The organism is Embleya sp. NPDC001921, from assembly GCF_053594475.1.
Genome location: NZ_JBSFEO010000004.1, coordinates 142,378 through 158,578, shown reverse-complemented (window position 1 = coordinate 158,578; position 16,201 = coordinate 142,378). Strand labels below are relative to the sequence as shown.

Below are 16,201 nucleotides of genomic sequence, written 5' to 3'. Positions count from 1 at the left end.
CGAGGTGGCGTTCGGCCGTCGACACGTGCTCAGCCGGCGACCCGAAACTCCTCGTCTCCGTGGATGTCGCGCTCGTACTCCTCGCGCGCGGTCTCCAACAGCCGACGCCACGAGGTGATCATCGGCCGGCGGCGCAGCAGCGCGCGCCGCTCCCGCTCGGTCATGCCGCCCCAGACGCCGAACTCCACTCGATTGTCCAGCGCGTCCGCCAGGCACTCGGTGCGGACCGGACACCCGGTGCACACTGCCTTGGCACGGTTCTGCGCCGCCCCCTGCACGAACAGCTCATCCGGATCGGTACTCCGGCAGGCGGCCTGCGTGCTCCAGTCGGTAACCCAGCTCATGCTGGTGCCGTCCTCTCCCGATTTTCGAGGCTCCCCCAACGGCGGCGAAGGGAATTCCCGACGCCAAGCAGGACGGTACGAAACCCTGGGCACGCGCAACAGCCCCTGTGCGGGCAGTCATCGATGGCCCGGAAGGACTATGCGCAAATATGGACCCACCCGTCCGGGTGAATGCTCTTGCGTTTCCGGTCACGGCTTCACTCAGAAGGAGGCACGTCGGCGACACAGAGCACGGCAGCGAGATCCGACATCCGGCCACATTCACTCTAAAGAGTGAAATGGCTACTGACACGGATCCCCCGGCTGCTCCGCCAGCTTAGGCGAAGTCCCTTCACCGCGTAGGGTGTTTCGGCACGTAGGCTGTCGCCCATGGCCCGAACTTCCTCCGGCTCGGCCCGCCCGAAACGCGGCTCGTCCCGCTCACGATCCCCGTTGGGCTTCGTGGGACGGTTCGCCGCCTTCGTGGGTGCGAGCATCCTCGCCGGTGCCCTGGTCGCGGGAATCGCGCTGCCCTTCGTGGGAGGCTTCGGCCTGACCGCGAAGGCGGCGTCGGAAAACTTCGACGATCTGCCCAGTGATCTGGATCAACCGTTCCTGTCGCAGCCGTCGTACATCCTCGACTCCGAGGGCAACCAGCTCGCGATGGTCTACGACCGGTATCGCATCCTGGTGAACTTCGACCAGATCTCACCGATCATGCGTCAGGCGATCGTGGCGATCGAGGACTCGCGCTTCTACGAGCACGGTCCGATCGACCTCAAGGGCACCCTGCGCGCCCTGATGCGCAATCAGCAGTCGGGTGGCACGGGATCCAAGCAGGGCGGTTCCAGTCTCACCCAGCAGTACGTGAAGAACATCTTCGTGGAGGAGGCCGGCAACGACCCGGCCAAGGTGGCCAAGGCCCAGGCCCAGGAGGTCTCCCGCAAGGTCAAGGAACTGAAGTACGCGATCGGCCTGGAACAACGGCTGTCCAAGGACGAGATCCTCACCAGGTATCTCAACATCACCTTCTTCGGCCGCCAGGCGTACGGCGTCGAGGCCGCGTCGCAGCGCTACTTCAGCAAGCACGCCAAGGACCTGACCCTGACCGAGGCGGCCACCCTGGCCGGCGTGGTGCAGGCGCCCTCGGCGTACGACCCGATCGGCTACCCGAACGCCGCCCGGGAACGACGCAACATAGTGTTGCAGCGCATGGCCGAGGTGAAGGTCATCTCGCAGGTCGAGGCCGACGCGGCCAAGGCCACCGAACTGAACCTGAAGACCCAGCCGCTGCCCAACGGCTGCATCACCGCCGACCAGGTCGACGGTGCCGCGTTCTTCTGCGACTACGTCGAACGGGTGGTCAAGAACGACCCGGCGTTCGGCGCGAACAAGGGAGACCGCGACCGGTTGTGGCGCGAGGGCGGTCTGCGGATCACCACCACGTTGGACCGAAAGGCCCAGAAGGCGGCCTACACCGCCGCAACCAAGGGCGTACTCCAAAAGGACCCGGTCGCCGACGCGGTCGTCATGGTCGAGCCGGGCAGCGGCAGGATCAAGGCGATGGCGCAGAGTCGGCCGTACGGGTTCGGCGACTACGAGACCACGCTCAACTACTCGGTCGACCACTCCATGGGCGGCTCGACGTACGGCTTCCAGACCGGCTCGACGTTCAAGCCGATCACCGCCGCGGCGGCGCTGGAGAGCGGGATGAAGGTCGACCAGGAGTACTCCACGGGCTACGACATCGACATGCGGAAAGAGAAGTTCCGCACTTGCGGTGACGCTGCCCGGGACCCGAAGTACCAGCCGCAGAACGAGAGCCGCAGCGAGACCGGCACCTGGAACATGCAGACCGCGCTGGAGAAGTCGATCAACACGTACTTCGTCCTGTTGTCCAAGGACGTGGGGCTGTGTCCGATCGCGACGCTCTCCGACCAGCTCGGTGTGCACCAGGGCAACGGCAAGGCGCTGGAGCAGGTGCCGAGCATGACGCTGGGCGCCAACACGGTCGCGCCGATGAACATGGCCGCCGCGTACGCCGCGTTCGCCAGCCGTGGGGTCTACTGCTCGCCGATCGCGGTCACCGAGGTGGCCAAGCTCGACGGCACCAAGCTGCCCGTCCCCCAGGCGGGTTGCAAGCAGGTGATGAAGCAGTCCACGGCGGACACGATCAACGCGCTGCTCAAGGGCGTGGTCGAGGACGGCACCGGCACCCAGGCCGGACTCAAGGACCGGGACAACGCGGGCAAGACCGGTACCACCAACGAGCGCAAGGCGGCCTGGTTCGTCGGCTACACGCCGAACCTGTCCACCGCGGTGTGGATCGGTGGCGCCAAGGACGACGTCGAGATGGTCGACATCACCATCGCCGGCGTCCGCCACGACAAGGTCTACGGCGGGCAGGTCCCCGGACCGATCTGGAAGTCCGCGATGTCCGGCGCGCTCAAGGGCGTGGAAGCGCCCGGCTTCGTCGATCCCCCCTCGGGGACGATCCCGGCGAAGCCGGACCCGAACAAGAAGCCGACCGACGGCAAGCCGCGGGATCAGAACCGGCCGCCGACGGGCGGTACGAACACGCGGCCGCCGTGGACTCCGCCGACCATGCCGACCAACACCACGCCGCCCGGCGGGGGTAATGGGGGCAATAGTGGCGGCGGGGGCGGTAACACCAAGCCGCCGGAGTCGACACGACCCCCGGGACACTCGTGGCCACCGATCGGGGGCGGGTCCGGGGGTGGCGGGTTCGGTGACGACTGACGGGGCCGGGGCCGGCCGGGTTCCTGGTGAGACCGGGGTCGGGCGGGTGAGTTCACGGGTTCTGTGAGTTCACGGTTCCTGTGGGTTCACGGGTCCTGTGGGATCCGTGGGATCCGTGGTGAACGACGATGGCGGTGCGCCCCTGTTTTTCGGGGAGCACCGCCATCGGCGTTGTGTGGGTGAGGTCGGCCGGGATCGGGCCTGGGCGGGCCGATGTGGGCCGGGCCGCGTCGGGTCAGGTGCCGAGCTGGCTCTTGATCTCGGCGGCGATCCGGCCGCCCTCGGCCTTGTCGCCGACCTTGGGGCGGACCACCTTCATGACCTGACCCATCGCCTGCGGACCACTCGCCCCGGTCTCCGCGATGGCGTCGGCGACGATCACCTTGAGCTCGTCGTCGGACAGTTGCGCCGGCAGGTAGGCCGCGAGGACCTCGCCCTCGGCGCGCTCGCGGGCGGCGGACTCGGGCCGGCCACCGTTCTCGAAGGCCTCGGCGGCCTCGCGACGCTTCTTCGCCTCGCGCACGATGACCTTGAGGACCTCGTCGTCGGACAGCTCGCGGGCCGTCTTGCCCGCGACCTCCTCGTTGGTGATCGCGGTCAGGGTGAGGCGCAGCGTCGAGGAGACCAGTTCGTCACGGGACCGGATGGCCTCGGTGAGGTCGCTCTGCAAACGGCTCTTGAAGGGGCTCATGGGGTCAAGTGTCGCAGCCGTGGGTGCGAGGGCCCTACCCAATTACGCGGGCGCGGGGCGAGGCGGACCGGTCGAGGACACGCGTGCCGACCCGCCGCGTCGTGGTAAGCGGAGCCGCACTACGCCGTCGAGACTGCCGACGACCGGCCGGCTCTGCCAGCATGGAGGGATGCGACCGCGTTCAGCCTTCCCCCTAGCCGTTGCCGTCACCGGGGCCGCCTGCCTCACCTATGCGGCGGCCTACGAGGCCCGTTCGTTCCGTCTGCGCCGGGTCGAGGTGCCGGTGCTGCCACGCGGGGCGCGGCCGGTACGGATCCTGCAGGTGTCCGACATCCACATGGTCTCCGGCCAGCGCCGCAAGCAGGAGTGGCTGCGCCGGCTCGACGCGCTGCACCCCGACTTCGTGCTGAACACCGGCGACAACCTGTCCGACCCGGACGCGGTGCCCGAGACCCTCGACGCGCTCGGCCCGCTGCTCGGCCGGCCGGGAGCGTACGTCTTCGGGTCCAACGACTACTACGGCCCGCGCCCCAAGGACCCCACCGGCTACCTGCGCCGCGACGACGGCACCCGCCGGCTCGGCCGGGAGAACCCGTGGACCGACCTGCGCGACGGCTTCGACTCGGCGGGCTGGGAGAACCTCAACAACGCGCGCGGCCGCGTCAAGGTGGACGGCCTGGAGATCGAGCTGGTCGGCCTGGACGACCCGCACATAGACCGGGACCGCTACGAACAGGTGGCCGGCGGCCCCGACCCGGCAGCGGACCTCTCGCTCGCCGTCGTGCACGCCCCGTACCTGCGCGCCCTCGACGCCTTCACCGCCGAGGGCTACCCCCTCGTGATCGCCGGCCACACCCACGGCGGCCAGGTCTGCGTCCCCTTCTACGGCGCGCTCACCACGAACTGCGACCTCGACCGCAAGCGCGCCAAGGGCCTGTCCAAGCACACCTCCGCCGACCGCGAGGCCTACCTCCACGTCTCCGCCGGCTGCGGCACCTCCCGCTACGCCCGCTTCCGCTTCGCCTGCCCCCCCGAGGCCACCCTCCTCACCCTGACACCCCGTCAATCCACCGCCGGCACCCTCCCCCCGACCCCCCGCTAAACCGGATTTCGCCTCAGGCCCCCGACCCGCTAAGCTGAACGCGCAGCATCGGGGTGTGGCGCAGCTTGGTAGCGCGCTTCGTTCGGGACGAAGAGGCCGTGGGTTCAAATCCCGCCACCCCGACTTCGTAGTAGCAGGTCAGGGCCGGTTCCTCCTCACGGAGGACCGGCCCTGATTGCGTTTCGAGGGGTGTGGGGTGTCATCTGGGTGTGATCTTGAACTCCCGGATCACGCGTCGGCGGCGCGCTGTTGCAACAGCGCGTCGAGCACCGGCACGGGGGAACGCGGGGCGAGCAGGAGGCGCGCGTCGAGGGATTCCTCCCACACCTCGGTGAGTTGGTCCATGAGCGTGGCCCGCATGGTGTCCGTCACCTGGGTGTACCGCGCACCGATGGAACCGTCCTGGTGGCCCATCCGCTCGTCCATGAGCACCTTCGGGGTGCCCAGTTCCTCCATGAGCGTGCGGTGGCAGTGGCGGAGCCCGTGTCGGGTCAGCCTGTCCTTGATCGGGACCCAGCACGCTTCGGCCCTGCCGGACGCTCCTCGCCCGCGTACGGGCACGCCCGGCCACGGTCCGCCGGTGACCGGGACGGGATGGGCCACGGCCGGCGCCTTCGGCGGGTACCAGCCGGTGGCCGCCGGGGTGAAGATCCACGCCGCGTGACCGCTGCGCCGCCAGTGCGCGGCCTCGCGGGCCGGGCCGACCTGTCGTACGAACCCCACTTCCGCGATGGCCTTCTCCACCCGGGCCCGCGTCGCCTCCTTCACCATGCTCGGTCGGTTGAGCACGTTCGACACGGTGCCGGTGGACACCCCGGCGAGTTCGGCGACCTGACGCAGCGTCGGCCCCGGGGTGCGACTGCCGCCGATTCCCCGGCCGCTGTAGACGTAGGTGAGGTCGTGGCAGGGGCACGGGGTCGGTTGTGTCCGGGTGATGTGGTCTCCGACGAGGTCGGACAGGAACGGCGGGCTGTCGATGGTGCGATAGCTGTCGTCTTTCGGCGGGCAGCGCGACAGCTCGCCCGTATCCAGCTCGTAGAGCTGCCACTCGATCGCGAAGGACCGGGGGGACATGTGGACGAACTCCGTTTCCAGACCGACCAGTTCCCCCCACCGCACGCCGGTGTAGGTCTTGTGGATGTGTGCCACGAATTCGTCGTCCCGGCCGGACAGCAGCGAGGCGCGCTCGGCGATGAGCAGTGAGCCGAGCATGGTGGTGATCGCCTTCTTGGGGCGGTGACGCTGGCCGCGCCCGTGCCGGCGACCCCGGCCACGGCGACGTTCCGCCACGTTCGTGTCCGCGTGCCCCGCGATCACGGCATCGGCAAGGATGCGATGCAGAAGGGAGCGATACGTCCGAACGCTGCTCACGGCGAATTGCTTCAACTGGTCTTTTTCCCAGGTGTTCACCATGGCCTCGGTGATGTCCCGGATCACCATGTCGCCGAACGTCGGCAACAGGTGGGCGAGACTCCGGGGGTAGTTCTGCATCGTGGAGTCCGCGAGGGCGAGTTTTTCCATTTCCCCCTGGGCGAAGGTCCCGAATGTGATCGGCGGGGCCTCCGCGGCCTGTTCGGGTGGGACCCACCGCCCCTTCTTCGCTGCCGCAAAAGCGGCTACTTCGGCTGATTCAGCAGCTTTGTATGCGGTCGTTTTAGTGGGATAACGGACGGCTCGTCCGTCCTTGTCGGTTACGTACCCCTGTGGTTTGCGGTCCGGCCGTTGGTAACACGCCCGGAAGTAGGTCTGCCCGCGAGCCGTGCGTTTCTCCGCGTATGGCACGCTCCCCCTCACCCTCCCGCGATCAGGGCCTCCAGCACCTGGCGGGTGGTGTACTTCGCGCCCGCCAGGGCCGCTGTGATCGCCTCTTCATCTTGTTCTGTGAAAACGTCCCCGTTGATGAGCAGAACTTCGGGATGCCGGTCGTAATCGATCCAGGCAAGAACTGCTTTCGGGACTCCCGCTACGCGCAGCGAACGGCGGCGCGGTCGCCTCACCATGCATACCCCCAACCGAATTCGCTGGGCCTGCTCTGGTGGGTAATTTAATCGTTGATGGAAAAAAGCGGTAGAGATTATTGAAAAGTACTGGAAATGTACCCGAACGGATGATTCCTAGGACTATTCCGTGCGTATGCGCGAGTTAACCGTCCGTAGTCACGTCAATTCGCAGTGCGCGCAGGGCGGCCAACAGATCCTCCGGGCTGCTGCCGTCCTCGCCCCGGATGACGATGGTCGCCCGCACGCGGCCGTTCGGCGTGACCACCTCCGCCACCCGCGAGTCGAGCAGCGGCCCGGTTCTCAACGACTGCTGCACCAGCACCGACAGGTCGGACGCGACCTCGCGTTCAGCGACTGACTCGGGTGTCGGGTCCCCGGTGCCGTGGCCGGGGATGGGGTCGCCTCCGGCCAGTACCAGTTCCACGGACTCCGCCGTCCACCCCACGAGCCGCGCGTAGGCGAGCACCGTCGGGGTGACCTTGGCGATCGCCCCGCGCTCGATGTTGTGGAGCGCGCCTCGCTTGACCCCGATGCTCTCGGCGACGTCCTGCTGCTCCAGACCCCGCTGGGACCGTGCCGTCTTCAGCTTCTCGCCGAGTCGTGTCCAGTCTCTCGTCATGAGATCCATGATGCAGCATCCCCATGCAACGGGGAGGGCGTACTACCAGCGCGAATGGGCGCATTTGTTGCACCCGGAGCGCTAGACGTTCAGCAGGCGCTCAGTGACGCCAGTCGAGTGAATATTCAGAGACTGAACGTAGAAGTGGCGCATACGTCTTGCATCTGTGTGCAGTGAATGTCTAGTCTCTGGCCGTGATTCCGAACAGTACGGCTATCCGGGCGCTGCGTGAGGTTCAGTCACTGAGCCTGCGCGACCTTGCCCGCCGGGCGCAGACATCGGCCGGTCAGCTCTCGCGCATCGAGCGAGGGAAGGCCGGCGCGGGTGAGGACTTGATCCGGCGCCTGGCGGAGGCACTGAACGTGACCGCGAGCGACATCACACGAGGAGACATCGTGACCACCACCGAGGAGCCCCCGGCGGACTCCGCCGAAAAGAAGAAGAGGCCCCCCAAGAAGCCTGCCCCGTGCAGGGTCGTGCCGTTCCCGGGGACCCCGGAGGGCGCCGTTTTCCACTACGCCCCGGAGGAAGCGGCCAGTTTCCTGCCGTGGTCCGCCCTTCAACTCCGGCGGAAGGCGTACGCCCGGGAAATCCCGTTCAACGACGGTGGAGCGCGGGTCACTTTCACCGGCCTGGACATCCGCGAAATCAGCGCGATGACCGCTGTGCGCCCGCTGGCGGAAACGGTCCAGCCCAGCGCCGTCGCCTCCTAGGCGACCGCCACGGCGACGCCGCCGGGGGCGACGGGCCATGCCGGGCCTTGATCGCCGCTCCCAGCGTCGCCGGAACCTCAACCATCTCGAATCGAGGAACCGTGAGCGAGAACTGTAGCGCCAGCGTGCGAGAGCACGACCCGCGTACGTGCCCCCTGTGTGAGGACCTGTACCGGGTACTGCGCCACCCGTCCCAGCAGCGGACGCGCCGCGCGCTGGCCGCGTTTCCCCGGCAGGTCGTCCAGGCCGGCACCGGCCGCGCGAGCGGCGGTGGCCGCTGATGGCACCCACCCTGACCGTGCTGGCGACGTGCGTCGCGGACGCGCTCGACACCGCAGCAACGATCGTGACGGACGTCGGTTTTCTCCGGCACGAGGGATGGACCGATCGGCACGAGCGCGGCGCCATGGGCGCCGAGGCCGCGATCTGCGTGGCCGTGACGGGGCGAGTCCACGTTCATCCGCTGCCGAGCCTCGTCGCCACCGCGGTCGACGCGTGCGCACTGGCGCTCGGTGACGGCCTCGACCTGTGGGCCGACAGCGCCGCCGACGGGGCGGCCGACGTCGCCGAGTTGCTGTGGAGCACCGCCATCCAGGTACGCGAGGTCGGACGGCAGGAGGCCGAGGAGGCCACCGCTTCCCCCGCGGACTCGGGTGTGGGCGAGCCGACCCGCTGGCAGGCCCTGTGCGCCGAGCATCGGTCGCCCTACGCCGTGGCCGGTCCCGCGAACGGTGGTGACCGCTGATGTCCCCCACCGCGCTGCTGGAGGCGCCGACCGCGCGTCTGCTGCTCCCGAGGTCCGCGTCGAAGATCGAGTGGTTGGCGGCCCGGCAGGGCGGCATCGGCGGCTCGGACGTCGCGGCGCTCCTGGGCCTCGACAAGTACAAGAGTCCCCGGCACATCTACGAGGCGAAGCACGCCTGCCCGAAGGCGGCGGCTGCGGAGAAGGCGCCGAGCGAGGCAGCCGAGATCGGCACGGAGATCGAGGACTTCGTGGCGAACTTGTTCAGCAAGCGGTCGGGGGTCCCGATTGCGATGCCGCCCGGGATGCTCGTACACCACGAACACGACTGGATGCTCGCCAACGTCGACCGCTACACCCTGTGGGACGAGGCGACCGGTCACGTTCAGGGGCCGTTGGAGGTCAAGAACCGCTCGGCGTACCAGCTTGCCGATTGGGACGACGACAACGTTCCGGACGCTCCCGCGCTTCAGTGCCACTGGTACATGGCCGTCGGTGGGTGGGATGCCGGATATGTGGCAGCGCTCGTCGGTGGCAACAAGCTGAAGTGGCACCGGATTGAGCGCGACGAGGACATGATCGGCCAGCTCGTCGAATTCTGCGGGGCCTGGTATCAGCGGCATGTGGTGGAGGGTTGCCCTCCGCCCGCCGATGGCCTCCAGGCGACCGCTGACCTGCTGTCGAAGCTCTGGTCGGTGAAGGCCGATGCCGTGGCCGAGGTCGACCTCGCGACGGCGATGGCGTTGCAGGCCCGGCACGCGGAGATCAAGGCCGCCCAAGAGGCTCTTGCGACCGATCTGACCAAGGTCGAGAACGAGATGCGACTCCTTACCGGCGACGCGGAGATCGCCATGGCGAACGGCCGCCGGGTGTGGACGTGGAAGCAGAACTCGACGTTCGCGCCGAAGAAGTTCGCCGAGGCCGAGCCGGAACTCGTCAAGCGGTACACGGTCTTGGCACCCAAGCTCGACGTGGCCCGCCTCAAGAAGGAGGAGCCAAAGACGTACACGCGGTTCCGCGCGCGTCAGCTCCGCGTCCTGGAGGCGATCTGAAATGGCGCTGACCACGTTGCAGGACCGCGTGTTCGCGGCCACCACCCAGACGCCGGACGTCGTACCGATGGTGCGGCCGGCAGAGAGGGTGGAGGGCGCGACGCCGGAGGAGTTGAACGCCGGTGAGCAGGCCGAGGGCGGCGAGACGAGCGATGCCGTCCTGGCCTGGCTGGAGCAGTACGCCGACGAGTTCACGGCGGCGCTGCCGTCGCACATCGAGACCGCCGCGTTCCTGGGCGCGGTGCGCGACGCTCTGCCGTCGCTGAGCCGCTGCTCCCCGGGGAGCCTGCGCCAGGCGTTGCTGACGTGCGCGCGGTTCGGGCTCGTCCCGGACGGGCGGCGCGCGGTGATCGTGTGCGAGGGCTCGCAGGCCCGGTTCATTCCGATGTACCGCGGCTACATCGACTTGATGTACCGGTCCGGCCGGGTCAGTTCGGTGCACGTCGAGATGATCCACGCCGGTGACGCGTGGTCGTACGTGCCGTCGGCTCCGTCGCCGGACGACTTCATGCACGAGCCCGCGCTGCTGAAGTCGCGGGCCGAGCGCGGCCCGGCGGTGATGGCGTACGCGTTCGCGTGGCTCGCGTCGGGTGTGCGGTCGCAGGTCGTGTTGCTGACGCGTGAGGACGCGGAGGAGATCCGCGATCAGTACAGCGACGCGTACCGGCGGGCCGAGGAGTCCGGCACAAAGGACTCGTTTTGGCACACCCATTTTCCCCAAATGATGCGGAAATCAGCGCTGTTGCGTCTGGCTCAGGTCGTGCCGACGTCTGCCGAGTTGATCGCGCTGGAGAAGGCCGACGAGGCCGGTGACGCCGGCCAGGTCCAGGTCCTCCACGTGCCGCCGTCGGAAGAGGACGCCCAGGCCCTCGCGGACGCCACTGCGGCTCACGAGGCGGCGGAAGCCTCCCAGGAACCGCAGAGCCCGACTGTCCGGAAGAAGTCACGCACGCGGGGCGGTGGCCGGGCTCAGCCCAAGCGGCTTTCCCGCAAGGCCCGTAAAGAAAAGGGGAAGACCCGATGAGTCATCTGGATCTTGATGTGGGCTTTGTCGGCTTCGATCTGGAGACGACCGGGGTCAACCCTCGGCGGGATCGGATCGTGACGGCGGCCGTGGTGCGTTATGTCGGCGGTCGGGCCGCCCAGGGCTACACCTGGGTGGCCGACCCGGGGGTGGAGATCCCGGCGCAGGCGACGGCGGTCCACGGCTTCACCACGGAGGCGGCCCGCGCGAGCGGGCAGCCGGCGGCCGAGGTGGTGTCCGAGCTGGTCGGGGTCTTGGTGGACGCGTGCGCGGGCGGGCTGCCGCTGGTCGTGATGAACGCCCCGTTCGACCTGTCTCTTCTGGCCGAGGAGGCCGCGCGGTACGAGCGGCCGTCGTTGACCGACATCCTGTCGCCGCTCGTCCTGGACCCGAGGGTGCTGGACAAGCAGGTCGATCCGCGCCGGCGCGGATCGAGGACCTTGACGGCGCTGTGCGAGGTGTACGACGTGCCGCACGGCGGGGCGCATGACGCCCTGGCGGACGCGGTCGCGGCGTGCGCGCTCACGGAGGCAATCCTCGTCGCGTACCCGCGGCTGGCAGGGATGCCGCTGAAGGAGCTGCACGACGCGCAGGTGCGATGGGCGGCCGACCAACAGGCTTCCCTCCGCGAGTACTTCGCGAAGACGGCAGGCAAGCAGCAGTTGGCACACGACGTGCGTACCGAGTGGCCGCTGATTCCGAATATGCGGCCCGGGTCGGGTCGGTGACCGATCTGGTGCTGTCCGGCGGCCGGGCGTTGCTGGGCGTGGCCAGGGTCCTGCTGACGGCGGCGCGGGCGATCCCGCGCCGCCGTCGGCGGTTCGTCCGGCCGGACGCGGCTTGGTTCGGTCCGGCGTGGGCCTGGTGCCCGGCCGAGGGCTGCGAGACGCCGCACGGGTTCGACGTCGGCGCGCGGCGCTGCCTGGTGTGCAAGACCACGACGACTCAAGCAGAAGGAGCAGGCTCGTGGATGAGCCGTTCGGGGCCGACTACGTGCGGCCCGTCCAAAGGGATTGTCCGAACTGCATGTGTTGCACCGCGGCCTTGTGTGAGCGGGGCCGGGGCGACGTGATGCAGTGCCTGACGTTCACGGCGCAGGAGTACCGCGAGACGGTGCGGGATTGCCCGTGCTCGGCGGAGTCGACGCCGCACACGGCGGCGTGGCGCGCGTCGCGGATCCTGGTCACGAGGCTCGCGCGGGAGAAGCCGTTGCTGGTCCCGGCGGAGGAGCTGCTGCGTGGTCTGGCGCGCGGGGAGCGCACCGAGGGCCGCGAGGTCGGGTTCCTGTCGGTGCTGCGGGCGCACAACCTGGTGACTCTCGTGGGCGGGGCGCCGGTGATCACCCCGCTCGGTCGGACGTATCTCGCGGCGCGTGACGACGTGCGGACCGTGACGTCGGTGCGGGTGCTCGACGTCGACCGGGCCGCGTCGACGGCGCGGATCGATGTCCCGGCCTGGGGGCCGGATCCGGTGACGGTGATGGCGTACCAGGTGGCCGGTGATGTCGGCGTGGGCGTCGCGGAGTTGCCGGGTCTGGAGTTGTTGGCCGAGGCGAATTGCGGGGCGCCGGACGTCGACGCGTTGGTGTTGACGCGGTTCCGGGACTTGGTGGTCGGTGGGCCGGTCGAGCCGTGGACGCGGGTGGCGGTGTGTCAGCCGGTGACGGCTTCGGCGCCGCCTCCGTTTCTCCTCGCCGGGCCCGACACGTCGGGCGGTGGCGTGTGAGCACGTCTACGACGTTCCTGCACATCGTGGCCGTGGACGAGACGCGGCGGACGACGGACTACGACGCGGACTCGGCGCATGTGTGGGTGCGGGTGCCGGCGTGGTCGCCGGCGAGGGCGTTCCGGACGGGCGCGACGGCGTTCGTTGCGGCGGCCGGTGTCCCGGCCGCCGATCTCGTGGACAGGGTGTTCGTCGCGGATCTCGACGTCGACGCGGTCCCGGGCAACGTGGGCACCCTCGGTGAGCAGTTGCTGTGGCCGGGGCTGTGTATGGCACCGCGGATCCCCGGGCAGGGCGGCGAGGCTCATCGCTCGCCGGACGGGACCGGTGGGTCGTGATGTGGCTCGACGTGCTGATGACGTACGGGCGGACGGTCGATGCCTGCCTGGCGTGGGGCCCGGTGTGGGTGCCGCTGTTGCTGGGGGCGGCGTCGGTCGGGTGGGGGGTGTGTGGGACGCCTCGGCGGTGGCAGCACCGGTCCGGCCGTCCGCGTCCGTCCACGCCTGTCCGGCCGTGCCGACACGCGTCGGGACACGGTGCCGACAGCGTGTCCACGCTGTCCCGACACCGTCCCGACACTGCCGACAACTTGTCCCGACACGGCGGGTCGCGTGTCGGGACAACAGTCCTGACCTGCAACGACACCTGTCCTGACGGTTGTCGGGACATGCCCGGCGGGTTGTGTCGGGTGTCGGCACACGACCTCGATGACGTGAGGGGTTGACGCCATGTCGTTCAAGAACCGATACGCCCCCGACAACCTGGATCGACCGTGGCACTGGATCGACGAGGCCGCGTGCGCTGGATCGGCCGCCGATGCCGGCGCCGAGTTCTTCCCGCTCGATTACGGAGACACCGGGTCGTCGTCGGCGAAGGCCGAGGCGCTGTACCTGAAGAACACGTACTGCAAGGGGTGTCCGGTGCGGGCGCCGTGTCTGGCACACGCCCTCAGGGTCCCGGAGCGGCATGGCGTGTGGGGCGGTCTGGACTGGACCGAGCGGGAGAAGCTGCTCCCGCCGTCGAAGAAGTCCAAGGCGAAAAAGCGGACCGACGCGGCGAAGAAGCGGGCCGATGCGGCGGCGTAGCGGACCACCGCGGTTCGCGGTCCGCCCGTGATGAGTCCCAGGCTGCTGACGCACTGGACGCGGGCGGCGCTAGCCGCCGCCCGCGCCGGTGACGACGACGTCGCCGCCGACGCGGTCGAGCGGATCGCCGACGACGGCGATGTCCTCGACCTGGTCGCGGTCTGCCGGGTGATGGCCGACGTCGCGTCGCGTGCGCTGGTCGTCATGTTCGGGCTGCGGGACATGTCGGAGGGCAAGCCGTGGGCCCTCGAACAGGTCGAAGACGCGCGGCGTGAGCCCGAGTTGCTGTTCGCCGGGCGGGTCGTGACGGCCTACGCCAACGGCGACGGCGACCTCGTCACCGCGCTGGTGGCGACCGTGGCCAGGGCCTCGCGGGGCGAACGGGCCGAGGCGCTGCGGTCGCTGGTGATGTACGCGGCCGAGCTCGAAGCTCGCGCCCACCGAAAGACGGACGAAGGAGACATCGATGAGCAGTGACCCGAAGAAGCGGGAAGCGACCGTGGTTCGGCGGGGCCCGCGTGTACGCGGTGAGGAACGCGAGGCGCTCCGCGCGGAGTTGGCGGCCGGGTACGGGAGAGGGTTGTCGATCCGCGTCCTGGCCGCCGATTTCGACCTGTCGTACGGGCTGACCAGAACGCTGCTCGTCGAGGCCAACGTGCTGCTCCGGCAGAGCGGTCAGCCGGCGTCGGACGGCAGGCTGTGACGCCCCGGAACGTCGTCGTCGCCGGCGCCGTGGTCCTGGTCCTGGTCGTCCTGGCCGTGCTCCTCGCGGCGGCCGAGGGCGATGGCCCCGACGACGACTGTTGGTTCGCGGTGCCCGGCACCCCGGCGACGGCCCCGTTCCCCGGCGAGGCCCGAACAGTCGCGTTCGCGCGGAAACCGCCCAGGCCGCCCAAGCCCCCGAAGCCGCCGAAGCCGTCCACCGGTCCCGGCAAGAAGAAGAAGCACGGCCACCACCACGGCGGCGGCTTCTGCGGCTGACCCACCAGGACCCCCGGGCCCGGGGCCGACCAGCCCCGGCCCACCCCTCCCCGCCCTTTCGATATCCCGGAGCCGCCCCATGCCGTCCGACCCGGACTCACCGTGAGCGCCCGACCGCAGTCGGTACGCGGTCGGTGCCTGCTGTGCGGCAAGACGAGCACGCTCCATGTGCACGTCTCGCGCGCCGACGGGCTACCGCGGCTCGCGTGCGCGCCGTGCTGGTCGAAAGCGACCCTCGCCGACGAGGCAGGCACAACGGTGGATTGGCTGCCCGGACATACCGAAGAGGCCGTCCCGGTCGAGGACGGCCTGTGGTGAGCCGGGGATCAGGTCGAGGGCGCCGGGTCGGGCCGGGATCTACCCGTGCGTCAGGCGTCGTTCCGCTCGACCGGTACTGCCGTCTCTCCGAGGGCTTCCAGGGCACGACGGTAGAAGTCGACGGGCACGATCACCGCTGCCTCTTCACGGCGGCTGATCAGCACGGTTGTAGCGCCGGCATAGCGGGCGCGGCCCACGGACTCCGCGAACGAGTTGCGGACTTCGGCGATGGATGCCCGGTGCTCGGCTCTCGTAGCGCTCATGGCCGCAGAGTACATCAACACACCCTTTCGTGTACATGAGCGCCATGTAAGCCAAGAAGGCGCTACTGTACATGAAGTGGTGGATCTTGAGTCCCTCGGGACTCAAGCGCTTCCGCTTGCCCCTCCACGCACGACCGAGATGAGAACTCGTGAGGATCATCCATTCCGCTCGCGACCGCGACTTCACGCGGCTGCCGATCGCGTTTGCGCAGGACGGCCGGCTGACGCACATGGCTCGTGGGTGCATGACCGAGCTGTGGTCTCGGTCCGACGGCGCCGAAGTCACCGCCGAGGTGATGTGGCAAGAGTCGGTCGAGTCGCACGGGAAGCACAGCCCGAGCCTGCGCCAATTCGAAGCGGTGTATGCCGAGTTGCGCGAGTACGGCTACCTCCGTGACGGGGACGCGCAGGGGGAGGCGAAGTGAGGATTTGTCGCACTCGCCTGACCCGGGACTACGCCCAGACCCCGAACGCCCTGGCGCAGGACGGCCGGTTGACGCACATGGCGCGCGGGTGCCTGGTCGAGTTGCTGAGCCGCCCCCAAGGCTGGCGGATCACCGCTGACGAGATGTGGGAGGAGGCCCGGCAGTCGCAGGGTCCGAGGTGCCCCGGGCGCAGGGTGTACCGGGCGGCGTGGGCCGAACTGAAGGAACACGGCTACCTGAGCGCGGATCGCTGTCTCCTCGAGGGCGGGCGCTACGCAACGGTGCTGACAGCGAGGAACATCCCGGTCCGGCCGGGCTCGTCGGGTGTGGACGAGGCTGTGGATAACCCGTCCACCGACGTACCACCGTGTGGCACGT

The 16,201-nt window shown here is 69.2% G+C and carries 22 protein-coding genes and 1 tRNA gene; 17 read left to right on the top strand and 6 right to left on the bottom strand.

Going from position 1 to position 16,201, the window contains the following annotated elements; genetic code table 11:
• Positions 1-29 precede the first annotated feature (29 nt).
• Complete coding sequence (locus ACWCPW_RS06060; protein ID WP_020554910.1) at positions 30-344, bottom strand: WhiB family transcriptional regulator; 315 nt, start codon at positions 342-344, stop codon at positions 30-32.
• A gap of 369 nt (positions 345-713) precedes the next feature.
• Here ACWCPW_RS06060 and ACWCPW_RS06055 point away from each other — a divergent pair, with 369 nt between their 5' ends.
• A complete protein-coding gene (locus tag ACWCPW_RS06055) occupies positions 714-3,083 on the top strand; it encodes a transglycosylase domain-containing protein (RefSeq protein WP_449760387.1) in 2,370 nt (789 codons plus the stop codon).
• Between the two features lie 235 nt (positions 3,084-3,318).
• On the opposite strand, the gene ACWCPW_RS06050 is transcribed toward ACWCPW_RS06055, so the two are convergent.
• Positions 3,319-3,774, bottom strand: coding sequence for a GatB/YqeY domain-containing protein (locus ACWCPW_RS06050; protein ID WP_449760386.1), 456 nt, complete (start codon positions 3,772-3,774; stop codon positions 3,319-3,321).
• A 169-nt stretch (positions 3,775-3,943) separates the two neighbouring features.
• Between ACWCPW_RS06050 and ACWCPW_RS06045 the strand changes: the two genes are divergently transcribed.
• Positions 3,944-4,876 carry a metallophosphoesterase gene (locus tag ACWCPW_RS06045; RefSeq protein ID WP_449760385.1) on the top strand — a complete coding sequence of 311 codons (933 nt, stop codon included), beginning with the start codon at positions 3,944-3,946 and terminating at the stop codon, positions 4,874-4,876.
• A gap of 49 nt (positions 4,877-4,925) precedes the next feature.
• Positions 4,926-4,999 (top strand) — tRNA-Pro (locus tag ACWCPW_RS06040).
• A 105-nt stretch (positions 5,000-5,104) separates the two neighbouring features.
• Here ACWCPW_RS06040 and ACWCPW_RS06035 read toward each other — a convergent pair.
• From ACWCPW_RS06035 to ACWCPW_RS06025, 3 genes are all read right to left on the bottom strand, one after another.
• Entirely contained in the window at positions 5,105-6,658 is a 1,554-nt protein-coding gene (locus ACWCPW_RS06035; RefSeq protein WP_449760384.1) for a LacI family DNA-binding transcriptional regulator, read from the bottom strand.
• A gap of 8 nt (positions 6,659-6,666) precedes the next feature.
• Positions 6,667-6,876: a hypothetical protein gene (locus ACWCPW_RS06030; protein WP_449760383.1), complete on the bottom strand. Its 210-nt coding sequence runs from the start codon at positions 6,874-6,876 to the stop codon at positions 6,667-6,669.
• A gap of 142 nt (positions 6,877-7,018) precedes the next feature.
• The gene (locus ACWCPW_RS06025) at positions 7,019-7,495 is read right to left on the bottom strand and encodes a helix-turn-helix transcriptional regulator (RefSeq protein ID WP_449760382.1); all 477 of its coding nucleotides are present in this window, start codon (positions 7,493-7,495) and stop codon (positions 7,019-7,021) included.
• 194 nt (positions 7,496-7,689) lie between these two features.
• Here ACWCPW_RS06025 and ACWCPW_RS06020 point away from each other — a divergent pair, with 194 nt between their 5' ends.
• The 13 genes from ACWCPW_RS06020 (at position 7,690) to ACWCPW_RS05960 (ending at position 15,135) form a co-directional block, all read left to right on the top strand.
• Positions 7,690-8,208, top strand: a complete 519-nt coding sequence (locus ACWCPW_RS06020; RefSeq protein ID WP_449760381.1) for a helix-turn-helix domain-containing protein — start codon at positions 7,690-7,692, stop codon at positions 8,206-8,208.
• A 101-nt stretch (positions 8,209-8,309) separates the two neighbouring features.
• The gene (locus ACWCPW_RS06015; RefSeq protein ID WP_449760380.1) at positions 8,310-8,489 is read left to right on the top strand and encodes a hypothetical protein; all 180 of its coding nucleotides are present in this window, start codon (positions 8,310-8,312) and stop codon (positions 8,487-8,489) included.
• Complete coding sequence (locus ACWCPW_RS06010) at positions 8,489-8,953, top strand: hypothetical protein (RefSeq protein WP_449760379.1); 465 nt, start codon at positions 8,489-8,491, stop codon at positions 8,951-8,953. Before ACWCPW_RS06015 ends, ACWCPW_RS06010 begins: the two co-directional genes overlap by 1 nt.
• A gap of 74 nt (positions 8,954-9,027) precedes the next feature.
• Positions 9,028-10,002 carry a YqaJ viral recombinase family nuclease gene (locus ACWCPW_RS06005; RefSeq protein WP_449760378.1) on the top strand — a complete coding sequence of 325 codons (975 nt, stop codon included), beginning with the start codon at positions 9,028-9,030 and terminating at the stop codon, positions 10,000-10,002.
• Between the two features lies 1 nt (position 10,003).
• Positions 10,004-11,026, top strand: a complete 1,023-nt coding sequence (locus ACWCPW_RS06000) for a recombinase RecT (protein ID WP_449760377.1) — start codon at positions 10,004-10,006, stop codon at positions 11,024-11,026.
• Positions 11,023-11,754, top strand: a complete 732-nt coding sequence (locus ACWCPW_RS05995) for an exonuclease domain-containing protein (RefSeq protein ID WP_449760376.1) — start codon at positions 11,023-11,025, stop codon at positions 11,752-11,754. The genes ACWCPW_RS06000 and ACWCPW_RS05995 overlap by 4 nt, the downstream gene beginning before the upstream one ends.
• 238 nt (positions 11,755-11,992) lie before the next feature.
• The gene (locus ACWCPW_RS05990; RefSeq protein WP_449760375.1) at positions 11,993-12,751 is read left to right on the top strand and encodes a hypothetical protein; all 759 of its coding nucleotides are present in this window, start codon (positions 11,993-11,995) and stop codon (positions 12,749-12,751) included.
• Complete coding sequence (locus ACWCPW_RS05985) at positions 12,748-13,089, top strand: hypothetical protein (RefSeq protein WP_449760374.1); 342 nt, start codon at positions 12,748-12,750, stop codon at positions 13,087-13,089. The genes ACWCPW_RS05990 and ACWCPW_RS05985 overlap by 4 nt, the downstream gene beginning before the upstream one ends.
• Before the next feature lie 390 nt (positions 13,090-13,479).
• Entirely contained in the window at positions 13,480-13,836 is a 357-nt protein-coding gene (locus ACWCPW_RS05980; protein ID WP_449760373.1) for a WhiB family transcriptional regulator, read from the top strand.
• Positions 13,837-13,866: 30 nt separating this feature from the next.
• Entirely contained in the window at positions 13,867-14,313 is a 447-nt protein-coding gene (locus ACWCPW_RS05975; RefSeq protein ID WP_449760372.1) for a hypothetical protein, read from the top strand.
• Positions 14,303-14,539, top strand: a complete 237-nt coding sequence (locus tag ACWCPW_RS05970; protein WP_449760371.1) for a helix-turn-helix domain-containing protein — start codon at positions 14,303-14,305, stop codon at positions 14,537-14,539. Before ACWCPW_RS05975 ends, ACWCPW_RS05970 begins: the two co-directional genes overlap by 11 nt.
• Positions 14,536-14,817, top strand: a complete 282-nt coding sequence (locus ACWCPW_RS05965; protein ID WP_449760370.1) for a hypothetical protein — start codon at positions 14,536-14,538, stop codon at positions 14,815-14,817. Before ACWCPW_RS05970 ends, ACWCPW_RS05965 begins: the two co-directional genes overlap by 4 nt.
• Positions 14,818-14,919: 102 nt before the next feature.
• The gene (locus tag ACWCPW_RS05960; RefSeq protein ID WP_449760369.1) at positions 14,920-15,135 is read left to right on the top strand and encodes a hypothetical protein; all 216 of its coding nucleotides are present in this window, start codon (positions 14,920-14,922) and stop codon (positions 15,133-15,135) included.
• 50 nt (positions 15,136-15,185) lie between these two features.
• Here the strand turns inward: ACWCPW_RS05960 and ACWCPW_RS05955 are convergent, their stop codons facing one another.
• Entirely contained in the window at positions 15,186-15,398 is a 213-nt protein-coding gene (locus ACWCPW_RS05955) for a hypothetical protein (RefSeq protein ID WP_449760368.1), read from the bottom strand.
• Between the two features lie 149 nt (positions 15,399-15,547).
• Between ACWCPW_RS05955 and ACWCPW_RS05950 the strand changes: the two genes are divergently transcribed.
• Complete coding sequence (locus tag ACWCPW_RS05950) at positions 15,548-15,823, top strand: hypothetical protein (protein WP_449760367.1); 276 nt, start codon at positions 15,548-15,550, stop codon at positions 15,821-15,823.
• Positions 15,824-16,201: the final 378 nt, after the last annotated feature.

Coding starts and splice junctions, on each gene's coding strand:
- ACWCPW_RS06025 (WP_449760382.1), bottom strand. CDS start 7,495: ATGACGAGAGACTGGACACGACTCGGCGAGAAGCTGAAGACGGCACGG.
- ACWCPW_RS05980 (WP_449760373.1), top strand. CDS start 13,480: ATGTCGTTCAAGAACCGATACGCCCCCGACAACCTGGATCGACCGTGG.
- ACWCPW_RS06060 (WP_020554910.1), bottom strand. CDS start 344: ATGAGCTGGGTTACCGACTGGAGCACGCAGGCCGCCTGCCGGAGTACC.
- ACWCPW_RS06050 (WP_449760386.1), bottom strand. CDS start 3,774: ATGAGCCCCTTCAAGAGCCGTTTGCAGAGCGACCTCACCGAGGCCATC.
- ACWCPW_RS05975 (WP_449760372.1), top strand. CDS start 13,867: ATGAGTCCCAGGCTGCTGACGCACTGGACGCGGGCGGCGCTAGCCGCC.
- ACWCPW_RS06010 (WP_449760379.1), top strand. CDS start 8,489: ATGGCACCCACCCTGACCGTGCTGGCGACGTGCGTCGCGGACGCGCTC.
- ACWCPW_RS05970 (WP_449760371.1), top strand. CDS start 14,303: ATGAGCAGTGACCCGAAGAAGCGGGAAGCGACCGTGGTTCGGCGGGGC.
- ACWCPW_RS06030 (WP_449760383.1), bottom strand. CDS start 6,876: ATGGTGAGGCGACCGCGCCGCCGTTCGCTGCGCGTAGCGGGAGTCCCG.
- ACWCPW_RS05995 (WP_449760376.1), top strand. CDS start 11,023: ATGAGTCATCTGGATCTTGATGTGGGCTTTGTCGGCTTCGATCTGGAG.
- ACWCPW_RS06000 (WP_449760377.1), top strand. CDS start 10,004: ATGGCGCTGACCACGTTGCAGGACCGCGTGTTCGCGGCCACCACCCAG.
- ACWCPW_RS06055 (WP_449760387.1), top strand. CDS start 714: ATGGCCCGAACTTCCTCCGGCTCGGCCCGCCCGAAACGCGGCTCGTCC.
- ACWCPW_RS05955 (WP_449760368.1), bottom strand. CDS start 15,398: ATGAGCGCTACGAGAGCCGAGCACCGGGCATCCATCGCCGAAGTCCGC.
- ACWCPW_RS06045 (WP_449760385.1), top strand. CDS start 3,944: ATGCGACCGCGTTCAGCCTTCCCCCTAGCCGTTGCCGTCACCGGGGCC.